10 protein-coding genes and 1 pseudogene are annotated in these 14060 nt (G+C 70.2%); 8 read left to right on the plus strand and 3 right to left on the minus strand.

Annotation, left to right across the window (positions count from 1 at the left end; genetic code table 11):
* The 7 genes from ACLJPL_RS11545 to ACLJPL_RS11575 all read left to right on the plus strand — a co-directional run bounded on the left by ACLJPL_RS11545 (position 1) and on the right by ACLJPL_RS11575 (position 6882).
* Positions 1 to 414, plus strand: coding sequence for a roadblock/LC7 domain-containing protein (locus ACLJPL_RS11545; protein WP_006127850.1), 414 nt, complete (start codon positions 1 to 3; stop codon positions 412 to 414).
* Positions 415 to 549: 135 nt separating this feature from the next.
* Positions 550 to 957: a DUF742 domain-containing protein gene (locus ACLJPL_RS11550; protein WP_015611637.1), complete on the plus strand. Its 408-nt coding sequence runs from the start codon at positions 550 to 552 to the stop codon at positions 955 to 957.
* Positions 938 to 1519, plus strand: coding sequence for a GTP-binding protein (locus ACLJPL_RS11555; RefSeq protein WP_003966011.1), 582 nt, complete (start codon positions 938 to 940; stop codon positions 1517 to 1519). Before ACLJPL_RS11550 ends, ACLJPL_RS11555 begins: the two co-directional genes overlap by 20 nt.
* 362 nt (positions 1520 to 1881) lie before the next feature.
* On the plus strand, positions 1882 to 5175 hold the full coding sequence (locus ACLJPL_RS11560; RefSeq protein WP_411080674.1) for a nitrate- and nitrite sensing domain-containing protein: 3294 nt from the start codon (positions 1882 to 1884) through the stop codon (positions 5173 to 5175).
* A 10-nt stretch (positions 5176 to 5185) separates the two neighbouring features.
* Positions 5186 to 5599, plus strand: coding sequence for a roadblock/LC7 domain-containing protein (locus ACLJPL_RS11565; protein ID WP_030125847.1), 414 nt, complete (start codon positions 5186 to 5188; stop codon positions 5597 to 5599).
* 91 nt (positions 5600 to 5690) lie between these two features.
* Positions 5691 to 6320: a DUF742 domain-containing protein gene (locus tag ACLJPL_RS11570; RefSeq protein WP_411080675.1), complete on the plus strand. Its 630-nt coding sequence runs from the start codon at positions 5691 to 5693 to the stop codon at positions 6318 to 6320.
* Entirely contained in the window at positions 6301 to 6882 is a 582-nt protein-coding gene (locus tag ACLJPL_RS11575) for a GTP-binding protein (RefSeq protein WP_014048542.1), read from the plus strand. The genes ACLJPL_RS11570 and ACLJPL_RS11575 overlap by 20 nt, the downstream gene beginning before the upstream one ends.
* A gap of 85 nt (positions 6883 to 6967) precedes the next feature.
* Here ACLJPL_RS11575 and ACLJPL_RS11580 read toward each other — a convergent pair whose 3' ends face one another.
* From ACLJPL_RS11580 to ACLJPL_RS11590, 3 genes and pseudogenes are all read right to left on the minus strand, one after another.
* Entirely contained in the window at positions 6968 to 7171 is a 204-nt protein-coding gene (locus tag ACLJPL_RS11580) for an acyl-CoA carboxylase subunit epsilon (RefSeq protein ID WP_411080676.1), read from the minus strand.
* Positions 7172 to 7242: 71 nt separating this feature from the next.
* A complete protein-coding gene (locus ACLJPL_RS11585) occupies positions 7243 to 8826 on the minus strand; it encodes an acyl-CoA carboxylase subunit beta (protein ID WP_411080677.1) in 1584 nt (527 codons plus the stop codon).
* A gap of 327 nt (positions 8827 to 9153) precedes the next feature.
* Positions 9154 to 12333 (minus strand): annotated as a pseudogene (locus tag ACLJPL_RS11590) (endo-alpha-N-acetylgalactosaminidase family protein); the annotation flags it as partial.
* 387 nt (positions 12334 to 12720) lie between these two features.
* Between ACLJPL_RS11590 and ACLJPL_RS11595 the strand changes: the two are divergent.
* Positions 12721 to 13932: a glycoside hydrolase family 64 protein gene (locus ACLJPL_RS11595; protein ID WP_411080978.1), complete on the plus strand. Its 1212-nt coding sequence runs from the start codon at positions 12721 to 12723 to the stop codon at positions 13930 to 13932.
* Positions 13933 to 14060 lie beyond the last annotated feature (128 nt).

Here is a 14060-nt window from a genome sequence, read left to right on the forward strand (position 1 = left end):
ATGAGTCAGGCCGCACAGAATCTGAACTGGTTGATCACCAACTTCGTGGACAACACCCCAGGGGTGTCCCACACGGTGGTGGTCTCCGCCGATGGCCTGCTGCTGGCGATGTCCGAGGGATTCCCGCGCGACCGCGCCGACCAGCTGGCGGCCGTCGCCTCCGGTCTGACGTCGCTGACCGCAGGCGCCTCCCGGATCTTCGAGGGCGGCGCCGTCAGCCAGACCGTTGTGGAGATGGAGCGCGGATTCCTCTTCCTGATGTCCATCTCCGACGGATCCTCACTGGCCGTCCTCGCCCACCCGGACGCCGACATCGGTCTGGTCGGCTACGAAATGGCCCTCCTGGTCGACCGCGCGGGCACCGTCCTCACGCCCGACCTGCGCGCCGAGCTCCAGGGCAGTCTGCTTCACTAGGCGGCCGCCCAGTGGATTCACGACACGATCCCCTCAGGTAATGCCCACAACCCTCACCCGTCAGGCCGCCTTAGTCCCCCCACCGGCCCCTTGCAGACGGCAAGCCGAGACCCTGCTGTCACGCCCGGAGGATTCATGACCCCGCCACCCGCCTCACCCGATCCGTACGGCGCACTGCACCACGCGTCGTACGACGAGGGAGGCGACCAGCCGCTGGTTCGTCCTTACGCCATGACCGGCGGCCGGACCCGGCCGCGCTACCAGCTCGCGATAGAGGCACTGGTCAGCACGACAGCAGACCCGGCGCATCTGGGAACACTGCTTCCCGAGCATCAGCGGATCTGCCACCTGTGCCGTGAGGTCAAGTCGGTGGCGGAGGTCTCCGCACTGCTGTCGATGCCGCTCGGCGTCGCCCGCATCCTCGTGGCGGACCTGGCGGAAGCCGGCATGGTGGCCATCCACCAGCCGGGCAATGGAGAGGCCGGCGGCGCGCCGGATGTGACACTGCTCGAAAGGGTGCTCAGTGGACTTCGCAAGCTCTAGCGGCGGTACGGGCCGCGCCACCACCTCGGCGAAGATCGTGGTGGCGGGCGGTTTCGGCGTGGGCAAGACCACGTTCGTCGGGGCCGTTTCGGAGATCAACCCGCTGCGCACCGAGGCCGTCATGACGTCCGCGTCCGCGGGCATCGACGATCTGACCCACACCGGGGACAAGACGACGACCACCGTCGCCATGGACTTCGGACGCATCACGCTCGACCAGGACCTGATCCTGTACCTCTTCGGTACGCCCGGTCAGGACCGCTTCTGGTTCATGTGGGACGACCTGGTCCGCGGCGCCATCGGCGCCGTCGTCCTCGTCGACACCCGCCGCCTCGCCGACTGCTTCCCCGCCGTCGACTACTTCGAGAACAGCGGACTCCCCTTCGTCATCGCCCTCAACGGCTTCGACGGACACCAGCCCTACACCCCCGACGAAGTCCGCGAGGCACTCCAGATCGGACCGGACGCGCCCATCATCACGACGGACGCCCGGCATCGTGCGGATGCCAAGAGCGGCCTGATCACGCTGGTCGAGCACGCACTGATGGCCCGCCTGAAGTAGTCCTCGCCCGTAGTCGTAAGTCGTTTTCGGCATACGGAAGTTGCAGTACTCGCGCGGGGGCGGCCTGTGTCGTTTGACACGATCCGCCCCCGTGTTCATAACGTTTCGACAGAGAATTGCCCCGGCACCGCCACCCGATGCATCCATCTGGTGCCACTGCGCTCACATGAGCCCCGCCTTTTGACGGGGCTCGCTCTTTATGCCCGTTTTATCTGAGGCGTGGGCCACTTGGAATGATCAATTCCGAGTGTTTGGAACGGGACGCGTCCCCGTGCTGCAATTCGACGAACTCCCGAGTAGTACGGCCCTGAACGAATAATCCGGCACAACGTAGGTGCCGACGCCGAGAGGTTGTTGGTCGAGTGAGGCGAAGCAACGAGAGCTCCGCGGCGCAGCCCGAGCGGGGCAACTTCACCCCGCCGTCGCGCGCCGCGGTGTCGCCTGCGCAGGCGCCCGAACCGGAGCCGGCCGGTGGCAGCACGAGCCGGTTCTCCCCGCGCAACTGGCGCGTGGCCACCCGGCTGAACGCGATCCTGCTGATCCCCGTCGTGGTCGGCCTGGTCATGGGCGGCTTCCAGGTGAAGGGCTCCATCGACACCTGGGGCGAGGCGCAGGAGGCCGAGAAGATCGCGCGCGTCGTGCGGGCGGCCTCGGACTACGGTCAGGCGCTCCTCGACGAGCGGGACCGCACCGCACAGCCGCTGCTCTCGGGCGACCGGGACGCCGCCGTCATCGAGCAGACCCGGGCCTCCACCGACGAGGCGCGGACGCAGTTCGAGGCCGCCGTGGCGAACATGCCCGCGAAGCCGGGCCTGGAACGGCGTCTGAAGCTCTTCAAGGGCGAGGAGCCCAAGCTCCCCGAGCTCCGCAAGATGGCCTACTCCCAGGCCCTGGACCCGGTGAAGACCGAAGAGGGCTACACCCAGGTCCAGCACTCGCTGATGGAGTTCTCCAACGAGCTCGGACTCGGCACCGGCAACATCACCAGCTACGGCCGCACCGTCTACGCGATCGAGCTGGCCAAGGCTGCAGAATCGCTTCAGCGCTCCATCGGCATGCACCTGCTGGTGCGCCCGAGCAAGGATCCCGGCAAGTACAGCGACCAGCTGAAGGCGTTCGGCTCGTACAACTACATGGAGCAGATCGCGCTCGGCGAGTTCAACTCGGGCGGCACCCAGGCGGACGTGGACCGGCTCAAGCAGGTCATGGCCGGCAAGGCCGCCGAGGGCGCCCGGCAGATCAAGGCCGCCAAGGAGCGGGCGGAGGCCGCGGGCAAGCCGTTCGTGGCGCCGCCGAGCATCGACGGTTCGGTGTTCGACGGCATGGCCCAGCAGATCGGCCAGGGCCAGGAGCCGAAGGCGCTGGCGGCCAAGGGCATCACGCCCGAGACCTGGATGGCCGCCGCCACCGCCAAGTTCGAGGGTTACGCCACGATCGAGGACGAGCTCGTCACCAAGGCGGTGAACGAGGCCGCGAAGATCTCCTCCGACGCCAAGCGGGACGCGATCGTCAACGGTCTGGCCGTCGTCATCGCCCTGCTGGCCGCCTTCATCCTGGCCGGGCTCATGGCCCGCCAGATGAGCCGCTCGATGCGCCAGCTGCGTACCGCCGCCTTCGGCATCGCCGAGCAGCGCCTGCCCTCCCTCGTCGACCAGCTCTCCCGTACCGACCCCGGCCGGGTCGACACTCGGGTGCAGCCGATCCCGATCACCACCCAGGACGAGATCGGCGAGGTCGCCCGCGCCTTCGACCAGGTGCACCGCGAGGCGGTCCGGCTCGCCGCCGAGCAGGCCATGCTGCGGGGCAACGTCAACGCGATCTTCACCAACCTCTCGCGCCGCAACCAGTCGCTCATCGAGGGTCAGCTCACCCTCATCACCGACCTGGAGAACAACGAGGCCGACCCGGACCAGCTGGAGAGCCTCTTCAAGCTGGACCACCTGGCCACGCGTATGCGCCGCAACGGCGAGAACCTCCTCGTCCTCGCGGGCGAGGAGCCCGGCCGCCGCTGGGACCAGCCGGTGCCGCTGGTGGACGTGCTGCGCGCCGCCTCCTCCGAGGTGGAGTCCTACGAGCGCATCGAGCTGTCCGGCGTCCCCGAGGCCGAGATCCACGGCCGGGCCGTCACCGACCTCGTGCACTTGCTGGCCGAGCTGCTGGAGAACGCCACCACGTTCTCCTCGCCGCAGACCAAGGTCAGGGTCACCGCGACGCGGCTGCCGGACGGCCGGGTCATGGTCGAGATCCACGACAAGGGCATCGGCCTCACCGCCGAGGACTTCGCCGACATCAACCACAAGCTGGCCAACCCGCCGACCGTGGACGCCGCGGTGTCCCAGCGCATGGGCCTGTTCGTGGTCGGCCGGCTGGCGGACCGGCACGGCATCCGGGTCCAGCTGCGCCCCTCGGGCGAGCAGGCCGGAACCACGTCGCTGGTCATGCTCCCCGACCCCATCACCCACGGTGGCAGCGGCGACTTCGTCGGCGGGCAGGACGACTTCACCGTCTCCTCGATCATTCCCGAGCAGCAGAACTCCTTCGAGCCGGCCCCGCAGCACGGCCAGATGCGCACGGCGGCGGAGCTCGGCTTCGACGACTCGCGCTACGAGCTCCCGGCGGACTCGAGCCGGCTCGACCCGGTCAACCGTTCGCTGATGCGCGAGGAGCGCAGGGCGGCGCTGGAGGCCCAGACCGGCCCCGGCGGCCCGTTCCCGGACGGCTCCCAGGATCACCAGTACGGGCAGGAGCCGTACGCCCAGGACCAGCACGCCGGCCAGGACCAGTACAGCGGCGGCCAGGACGGCTACAGCGGCGGGCAGCAGGGTTACGCGCCGGACTCCTACGGCCAGAACCAGTACGGCCAGGACTCCGCGCAGCAGTCCCAGGCCCCGTACAACGCCCCGTACGAGCAGCAGAGTTACGGCTCCGAGGACGGCTACCCGCAGCGGCAGGAGCAGGCGGACGGGACCGAGCCGCAGCCTCAGGAGGGCTATGCGGAAGCGGCATATGCCGCTCCGGGCGAGCAGCAGGGCCCCTACACCGACCAGTACGCAGCCGCCGGCGACCAGTCCCACCAGGACGATTGGCCCGTTCAGAGCGGTTACCAGAGCGCTTTTGAGCCGGTTCAGCAGACCGAAGCGGAATCTGGTCCGAGCGCTCCCGCGCCGACCCGGGAAAGCGTAGGCTTCGACCGTCCGGGCGCCACCCCGAACGTCGGCCACGAGCTGACCGAGGCGGGTCTCCCGCGCCGCGGCGGTGCGCAGCACTGGCAGCCGGGCGGCGGCAGCGACCGGTCCGCTTCGACTCCCGCCGCGACTCCGGTTCCGCAGCGGCAGCCGCAGCGGGAGGAGCGGCAGGCCCCGCAGACGGACGGAAACGGCACCGAGGACTGGCGCTCGACGAACGACGAGCGCTGGGTGCGGGCCGAGAAGCTCCGTGAGCCGAAGGCGGGCGGAATCACCCCCTCCGGCCTCCCCCGGCGCGTGCCCAAGGCCAACCTGGTCGAGGGCACGGCGGAGCAGACCCAGCAGGGCGGCCCACAGGTCTCCCGCGCCCCCGAGGACGTCCGCGGCAGGTTGAGCAACCTGCGGCGCGGCATCCAGCGGGGACGCAGCGCGGGGTCGGACACCAGTACCACCTACAACCAGGAGCGTTAGTGTGAGCCCGATGAGCCAGGCGGCGCAGAATCTCAACTGGTTGATCACCAACTTCGTGGACAACACCCCCGGGGTGTCCCACACGGTGGTGGTCTCCGCCGACGGACTCCTGCTGGCCATGTCCGAGGGATTCCCGCGCGACCGCGCCGACCAGCTGGCGGCCGTCGCCTCCGGTCTGACGTCGCTGACCGCAGGCGCCTCCCGGATCTTCGAGGGCGGGGCGGTGAACCAGACCGTTGTGGAGATGGAGCGGGGATTCCTCTTCCTGATGTCCATCTCGGACGGGTCGTCGCTCGCCGTTCTCGCCCACCCGGACGCCGATATCGGTCTGGTCGGGTACGAAATGGCCCTCCTGGTCGACCGCGCGGGCAGCGTCCTCACCCCGGACCTCCGTGCCGAGCTTCAGGGAAGTCTGCTCAACTAGTAGACAAGACAGTGCGTTTCTCGCCACCGCGCCATAAGGTGCGGTGGCGCGGCCCCACTGGGATCGGCGACCGGTAGTCGGAGGAGGAAACGTGGCAGCACCCACAGGCGGACACCCTTACAACGGTGATCAGAGGGTTCCGGGTGAGCACGGTGACAACCGTTTCGGCTTCCCCACCGCATCCGGCGGTCAGGGCCCGGGGCAGTCTTATCAGCCATATCAGCAGCAGCCGCACCAGGGCGCCCACGGCGATCAGGGTTCGCAGTGGCCCCCGCAACAGCAGCAGCCGGGGTCTGCGTGGCCCCAGCAGCAGCCGCAGCAGCCCCGCGTCCAGCCGGTGCAGCAGCGGCGGGCTCCCGAGCCCGCCCAGCCCGCCGCGCACAACCCGCTGGTCCGTCCGTACGCCATGACCGGCGGCCGGACCCGGCCGCGTTACCAGCTCGCCATCGAGGCGCTGGTCAGCACCACGGCCGATCCGTCCCGGCTGCAAGGGCAGTTGCCCGAGCACCAGCGGATCTGCCGGCTCTGCATCGAGATCAAGTCGGTGGCCGAGGTCTCGGCCCTTCTCTCGATCCCCCTCGGCGTTGCCCGTATCCTCGTCGCCGACCTGGCCGAGGCCGGACTCGTCGCCATCCATCAGCCCGGCGGCGACGAGACCGCCGGCGGCCAGCCAGATGTGACACTGCTCGAAAGGGTGCTCAGTGGACTTCGCAAGCTCTAGCGGCGGAGCGGCCCGCTCCACTACCTCGGCGAAGATCGTGGTGGCAGGGGGCTTCGGCGTGGGTAAGACCACGTTCGTCGGGGCCGTTTCGGAGATCAACCCGCTGCGCACCGAAGCCGTGATGACGTCCGCGTCCGCGGGCATCGACGATCTGACCCACACCGGGGACAAGACGACGACCACCGTCGCCATGGACTTCGGACGCATCACCCTGGACCAGGACCTGATCCTGTACCTCTTCGGTACGCCGGGCCAGGACCGCTTCTGGTTCATGTGGGACGACCTGGTCCGCGGCGCCATCGGCGCCGTCGTCCTCGTCGACACCCGCCGCCTCGCCGACTGCTTCCCCGCCGTCGACTACTTCGAGAACAGCGGACTCCCCTTCGTCATCGCCCTCAACGGCTTCGACGGACACCAGCCCTACACCCCCGACGAAGTCCGCGAGGCACTCCAGATCGGACCGGACACCCCGATCCTGACGACGGACGCCCGCCACCGCGCCGACGCCAAGAGCGCGCTCATCACGCTGGTCGAGCACGCGCTCATGGCCCGCCTGCGCTGAGGCCGCCTGCTGTACGTACGCGGAAGGGCCCCGCACTCCTCAAGGAGTGCGGGGCCCTTCTCGTACCAGCGGGCGAAGCCTGGGGTCAGCCCTGCCAGCTGTGCGGCGCGCGGAAGCCCGGCGTGCGCTCCAGGCGACGCCAGCCGGCCGTGTCGCGGCCCCGGCGGTCGGGGGCGGACGGCTGGGCGGCGGCGCGGGCCATCAGGACGGCGGTGATGGCCGCCAGCTCCTCGGGGGCGGCGTGCCCCTTCTCGACGCGCAGGACGGACTCGGCGGAAGTCAGGCTCATGGTGGGGTGTCTCCGTCTTCTCGGCAGGGTGTCGTGGACCGTGCGGCGGATCGCGCCGTCGCGGTGGGCGACTACTGCGGGGGGTTGCCGTGCTTGCGGGACGGCAGGTCGGCGTGCTTGTTGCGGAGCATGGCGAGCGAGGCGATGAGCACCTCGCGGGTCTCGGCGGGGTCGATGACGTCGTCGACGAGGCCGCGCTCGGCCGCGTAGTAGGGGTGCATCAGCTCGGCCTTGTACTCCTTGACCATGCGGGCGCGCATGGCCTCGGGGTCCTCGGCGTCCGCGATCTGGCGGCGGAAGATGACGTTGGCCGCGCCCTCGGCGCCCATCACCGCGATCTCGTTGGTGGGCCAGGCGTAGGTGAGGTCGGCTCCGATGGACTGGCTGTCCATGACGATGTACGCGCCTCCGTATGCCTTCCGCAGGATCAGCGAGATCCGGGGCACGGTGGCGTTGCAGTAGGCGTACAGCAGCTTGGCGCCGTGCCGGATGATCCCACCGTGCTCCTGGTCGACGCCCGGCAGGAAGCCGGGGACGTCCAGAAGGGTGATGATCGGGATGTTGAAGGCGTCGCACATCTGGACGAACCGGGCGGCCTTCTCGGACGCCTCGATGTCCAGCACGCCGGCCAGCGCCTGCGGCTGGTTGGCGACGATGCCGACGACCTGGCCGTCCAGACGGGCCAGCGCGCAGATGATGTTGCGGGCCCAGCGCTCGTGGATCTCCAGGTAGTCGCCGTCGTCGACGAGCTCCTCGATCACCTGGTGCATGTCGTACGGGCGGTTGCCGTCCGCCGGGACCAGGTCCAGCAGGACGTCGCCGCGCCGGTCGGCCGGGTCGTCGCTCTCCACGGTCGGCGGGTTCTCGCGGTTGTTGGAGGGCAGCATCCCGATGAGGTAGCGCACCTCGGCGATGCAGGTCTCCTCGTCGTCGTACGCGAAGTGCGCGACGCCGCTCGTCTCGGCGTGCACGTCCGCGCCGCCGAGGCCGTTCTGGGTGATCTCCTCGCCGGTGACCGCCTTGACGACGTCCGGTCCGGTGATGAACATCTGCGAGGTCTCGCGGACCATGAAGACGAAGTCGGTCAGCGCCGGGCTGTAGGCCGCGCCGCCCGCGCACGGGCCGAGCATCACGCTGATCTGCGGGATGACGCCGGAGGCGCGGGTGTTGCGCTGGAAGATGCCGCCGTAGCCGGCGAGCGCCGAGACGCCCTCCTGGATACGGGCGCCCGCGCCGTCGTTCAGGGAGACCAGCGGCGCACCGGCCGAGATGGCCATGTCCATGATCTTGTGGATCTTCGTGGCGTGCGCCTCGCCCAGCGCCCCGCCGAAGATCCGGAAGTCGTGCGCGTACACGAAGACCGTGCGGCCCTCGACCGTGCCCCAGCCGGTGATGACACCGTCCGTGTACGGCTTCTTGGCCTCCAGGCCGAACCCGGTCGCCCGGTGCCGGCGGAGCTGCTCGACCTCCTTGAACGAGCCCGGGTCCAGCAGCAGCTCGATGCGCTCGCGCGCGGTCAGCTTGCCCTTGGCGTGCTGCGCCTGGGTCGCGCGCTCGCTGGGTCCGCGCCGCGCCTGCTCGCGCAGGGCCAGCAGTTCGGCCACCCGGCCACGCGTGTCGCTCGGCTCACCCTGGGTTTCGTCCACAACGGTCATGCATCGACCCTACGAACCCCGACCCAGAAATCGTGCCGTCCACTCCGCACAGTCTCCTGCCCGGTTTCGTGGTGGGAGTGAACAGAACCCTCACGCCATGCAGGCGATCCACCAGCGAAACGGCCCCGTGCGTTGTGAGAACCCTACAGAGGCGTGGTGTGCTGTGGGCCACATGCCGCAGGGGCGCGGGCCGTGCGGCACCGAGGGGGCCCGAAGGCCCCCTCAGTATGGCGCAGCACCGTCGCCCGCTGCTTCACCGCGCCTCGACCGCTGTTCGACCGCTGTTCAACCTCCGCGGTGGAAGCGGGCGTTGCCCCAGTCGTCGCGGTCGTCGCCGGAGGTCGCCCTGACGGTGTTCGCCGCGCCCGGCTGCCGGGGCCCGGCGTCGGCGGCGAGCGTCCCGCAGACGGCTTCCTGCCCGGCGGGGGCGGGCCCGAGGTCGGTCACGGTGAAGGCGTCGAGCACGAAGTCCGCGCCCTCGGGCGCCCCGGCCCGCTTCCGCAGCCCGGTCCAGGCGTCGCCGCAGCCGGCGGTGAGGGTCTGGCTGAAGCGGACGGTGGTGCGCTGCTGCCCGATGGGGGTGGCGCGGGTCTCGGTGGAGGACGCCTTGCCGCCGGTGATCCGGTCGTAGCCCTCGACCCAGGTGTAGGCCCCGGCGTGGCTGGACTGGTAGTCGAACTCGACCCGGTAGCGGTGGCCGTCCTTCATCGGGACGGTCCAGGGGGCGGTGCGGTAGACGAGCCCGGTGTTCTCCTCGTGGGACTTCAGGGACTCCTTGCCGCCGAGCACGTCGTCGATCAGCTTCCCGTTCCAGCCGGACCGGGTGTACGGGGCGTTCAGCTGGGAGACGCTGGTGCGGGGGTCGGTGGAGCCGCCCGCGTCGCCCTTGAGGAAGGGTCCCCAGCCCTGGTCGACCGCCTCGAAGTCCTCGTACGCCACGGTGCCCGGCCGGGTCGCGGGGTCGTTCTCGACGATCCGCACGTCATCGGCGCGGACCCTTGCGGGGGAGCCCGCCGCCGCCTCGACGCGCAGGGTGGTGCGGCCGTTCGCGGGGGCGGTGAAGGTGACCTTGGCGCGCTGGAAGTAGGCGCCGTGCCAGTCGGAGGCGGCCACGAAGTCCTTCGCCGTGGAGCGTTCGACGGTCACCGAGCCGCCGCCCGCGCTCAGCACCGTACGGCGGGTCCTGCCGGGCTCGACCTCGATGAGTGCGGACGCGGTGTAGCGCTTGCCGGGCCTGAGTCCGGTGACGGGCTGGGCGAGCGCGGCCGTGGCGGAGCCGGTGAGGGCGGCGCTGTTGCGGCCCTGCTCGTCGGTGTCGCGGGCGACGGCGCCGGTCTTCGTCCAGTCGTTCAGGGCGCGGTCGTTGAAGCCGGGGTCCTTGAGGGGCGTGCCCTGGCCCCAGGCGACGGGGGCTTCCTTCGGTGCGCGGTCGGGGTGGAGGACGTAGGGCCGGCCGGCGGTGGCGGTCAGCGTGATCTTCCCGTTGGCGGCGGGACGGACGGTGGCGACCTCCTCCCGTCCGTTGTCGCTCAGCTCGTAGACCGTGTACGGGCCCTTGCCCGGCACCTCCCAGGTGCTCGTGCCGCCGGTCCGGCTGTAGTGGTAGAGCTTCTTGCCGCCGTCCCACGGAAGCAGGTAGTCGGTGCCGCTGAGCACCTTGCGGCCCTGGTCGTAGAAGGTGCGCTCGCCGTTCTCGACCGTGCCGCGCACACCGCCGGTGAAGGTGATGTCGTCGCCGTCCCAGCGGGTGATCCGCTGCTGCTGGAGGTACTTGGCGGGGAGGTTGTTCTGCCAGATGTTGGCGGTGAAGGCGTTCCAGTCGGTCTCCCCGGTCCAGCCCTCGAAGTCCTCCAGGACGCTCTGGCCGAGGACCGGGTGCTTGTTCCAGACGTCCTTCTCGCTGTTGCGGATGAACCGGATGATCTGCGAGTTGAGGCCCTTGTTCGTGGCCCCGCCGTAGTTCAGGTCGTTGGCCCAGTGCGACCAGAGGGAGGCGCGCTCGAACTTGTCGGCCCACTCCGTGCCCACCGTCCAGCCCTGCTTCTGCACGGACTGGATGGTCTTGTCGGCGATCCAGCCGTGGGTGTAGTAGACGTCGATGTAGAGGAAGCTGAGGTTCTCGTCGGTCTCGTCGCGCAGTTGCTGGAAGCGCTTCGCCAGGTCGCCGCTGTTGAGGTCGCGGCGCTGGTCGATGTAGTAGCTCTGGTTGAGCCAGTTCCAGCCCGGCCTGGTCTTGTCGACGAGCTGCTCGCTGAAGGCGTTGGCCTCCGGGTAGGACTCGGTGGCGTTGACGTGGACGCCGAAGGAAGCGCCCCACTTCTTGCCGTTCCTCAGCAGGGTGTTGAGGTCCTTGAGGCCGCCGGCGCGCTTGTTGTAGTTGCCGCCGTAGTCCGGGTGGGCGGAGTCGTGGCCCTCGGAGCCGTACCCCTTGAGGACGGCGAGCTGGCCGAGGCCGTCCGTGGCCCGCGAGATCCGCTTGACGTCGTCCAGGGTGCGCAGGAAGGGGTGGGTGGCCTGGCTGGCGAAGTTGAACGGGATGTGGGTGACGACCCGGTCCGCCGTCTCCTCGCTGCCCGGCGCGGTGACGCCGATGGAGCGGAAGGCGATGGCCCCGTCCTGCCAGTCGACGACCCGGTCGCCGTTGGCGTCCGGGGTGACGACGATCTTGGCCCAGGGCAGGTCGTCCCCGCTCTCGGGCTCGGGCGCGCCCGCGCCCCGGTAGGTCCACTGGCCCGAGCCGACGCCGACCCGGACGCTCCCGTCCGCCTCGGTGCGGGCCTGTCGCCAGAAGCGGGCGTCGTCGCCGCCGGTGGGGCCGGAGGGCTTGTCGTAGGAGGAGTTGGACTCGACGGCGGCGGCGAGCGAATCGGTGTTGAGGAGGGCGTAGGAAGCGCCGAGGGGTGCGGGGTCCGGTGCGGTGTCCCCGGTGACCTTCGCGAAGACGTCGGCGGTGCGGGTGGAGTCCGGGTCGAGGGTCGTGAACGCGGTGGCCGCGCCGGGCTCGGTGGAGCCGACCGAGATCAGGTCGTGCCCGGGGATGTCGATGGTCCCGACCCGGAACGCCGCGGTGTCGCGGACGGCGGTCACCTTGAAGGTGGTGGCGCGCCCGGAGACGGTGAGCGAGGCGTCGATCTCGACGCCGGGGAGGTCAGGGAAGGCGAGGGTGTAGCGGGCGGAGGAGCCGTTGGTCTTCGGTGCGGCCTTGAGTTTCACCGTGCGGGCGCTGCCGTTGAGGGTGACGGCGGTGACCGGCCGCGTACTGCCGAGGAGCCGCTTGCCGCTCGCCCGGTCGGTGTACGAGAGGACGCGCGGGAAGTCGTCGGCCACGGCGACGGCGAGGTGGGGGGAGCCGATGACGGCGGACGCCGCATCCGGTTTCGCGGCCCCGGCCGGCGCGGGGGACGGATCGGCGGCGGCTGCGGCGGGGAGGGCGGCGGTCCCCAGGAGCGCCAGGACGGCGACTGAGGCGACGGCGACCGGGCCGGTGGAGGGGAATCTTGGCGACATGGCCCCTGAGTAGTCGCCCTGTCGGGACACCGTCAACGAATGTCCCGGCCGGGGGCCGTCTCCGTCCAACAACCCCGGTCCGTCAGTCCAAGTGGCGCGTACGGGGCGATGGCCCGCCGCTCGTTCACCTCTTGGCCGAAGCCGTCTCCGTACGGTCACGGTTCGCACCCGACCGGTTCCGGCAAGTACCGCTTCCGGGCGTCGAGTTGTGAAGACTCCGCATTTTTGAGAGCGCTCTCAGTCACACCTATTGACGACCCCTGCGCCTCTGGCGAGAGTGGTGCGCACCCGCAGACACCCCCACTGTCCGGTCTCTCCCCACGCCACCCCCACCGACCCGTCTGCGGCCCCCACACCTTCGGGAGTTCCCTCGTGATTTCGCGCAGAATGTTCCTGACCGGCGCCGCCGCCACAGCCACCGCCCTGACGTACCCCGCCTGGGGCGCCGCCCTCAGCCCGCGCGCCTCCGCCGCCCCCGCCACCTGTGAACTGGCCCTGGAGAACAAGTCGTTGCCCGGCACGGTGTACGCGTACGTCACCGGCCACGAGCTGGGCACCGACCGCTGGGTGCTGCTCCGGCCGAACGGCGAGGTCTACCGCCCCGACTCCCCCGGCGCCCCGCAGACCCCGCTCCCGGTGGACTGCGCGATCCCGCTGAAGGGCGCGGGCGCGGGCCCGGTCGTGCTGACCCTGCCGCAGATGTACGGGGCGCGGGTCTACTTCGTCCGCGACGACAAGCTGGACTTCTACCTCAACCCGGGCCCCTCCCTGGTGGAGCCCGCCTTCGCGACGCCCACGGACCCGAACTACGGGCGCACCTGGTCGTTCTGCGAGTTCACCTTCAACACGCAGCAGCTGTACTCCAACATCAGTTACGTCGACCTGGTCACCGCCCTCCCGATCGGCCTGACGCTGGAGGGCGACGGGACGCACACGGTGGCCCCGCTCCCGGACGGCGCGGTGCAGCGGATCGCGGACGACCTCACCGCGCAGGCCGCCGCCGACGGGCAGCCGTGGGACAAGCTGATCACCCGGGGCGACGACGGCAAGGTGCTGCGCGTCGTCTCACCGCAGAACATCATGGCCCCGTACTTCGACCGGCCCGCCGAGATGCCGTTCCGGGACCTGTTCGCCGCCCAGATCGACGAGGTCTGGGCGAAGTACCGCTCCGAGGACCTGCGCATCGACCTCCAGGGCGGCCGGGGCACGCTGGCCGGCCGGGTCAGCGGGGACGCCCTCACCTTCGAGGGCGGCCATACGTTCACCAAGCCGGAGTCCAAGGACGTCTTCACCTGCAACCACGGGCCGTTCACCAACAACCCGGGCGACTCCGACGACAAGAAGGCGATCCTGGCCCGGCTGGCGGCGGGCTTCAACCGCTCGATCATGCTGAGCCACCCGAGCCAGCCCAACGGCACGACGGTGTCGGACTACTACCGGACGCCGGTGACCAACCACTGGTCCCGGGTGGTCCACGCCAACAGCCCGATCGGTTACGCGTTCCCGTACGACGACGTCCGCCCGGACGGCGAGCCGGACGTCTCGGGCGCGGCACACGACGGGAACCCGCGCCGCTTCACGGTGAGCGTGGGGTCCTGAGGGATCTGCGGGCTTGCCCAGGGCGGCCCGCCGGCCCTGAGAGCGATGACGGACAATGGAGCGCCCCCTTTCCCGTACCTTCTCGTACGCGGCGGGGCGGGCGCTTCCGTCCGCGCGCCAGCCGCCGG

It is taken from the genome of Streptomyces sp. cmx-18-6 (genome assembly GCF_046548915.1).
Taxonomy (GTDB): Bacteria; Actinomycetota; Actinomycetes; order Streptomycetales; family Streptomycetaceae; genus Streptomyces.

Excerpts from the sequence above, each read along its gene's own strand:
- ACLJPL_RS11545 (WP_006127850.1), top strand. The coding sequence starts at position 1 with ATGAGTCAGGCCGCACAGAATCTGAACTGGTTGATCACCAACTTCGTG.
- ACLJPL_RS11550 (WP_015611637.1), top strand. The coding sequence starts at position 550 with ATGACCCCGCCACCCGCCTCACCCGATCCGTACGGCGCACTGCACCAC.
- ACLJPL_RS11565 (WP_030125847.1), top strand. The coding sequence starts at position 5,186 with ATGAGCCAGGCGGCGCAGAATCTCAACTGGTTGATCACCAACTTCGTG.
- ACLJPL_RS11595 (WP_411080978.1), top strand. The coding sequence starts at position 12,721 with ATGTTCCTGACCGGCGCCGCCGCCACAGCCACCGCCCTGACGTACCCC.
- ACLJPL_RS11580 (WP_411080676.1), bottom strand. The coding sequence starts at position 7,171 with ATGAGCCTGACTTCCGCCGAGTCCGTCCTGCGCGTCGAGAAGGGGCAC.
- ACLJPL_RS11585 (WP_411080677.1), bottom strand. The coding sequence starts at position 8,826 with ATGACCGTTGTGGACGAAACCCAGGGTGAGCCGAGCGACACGCGTGGC.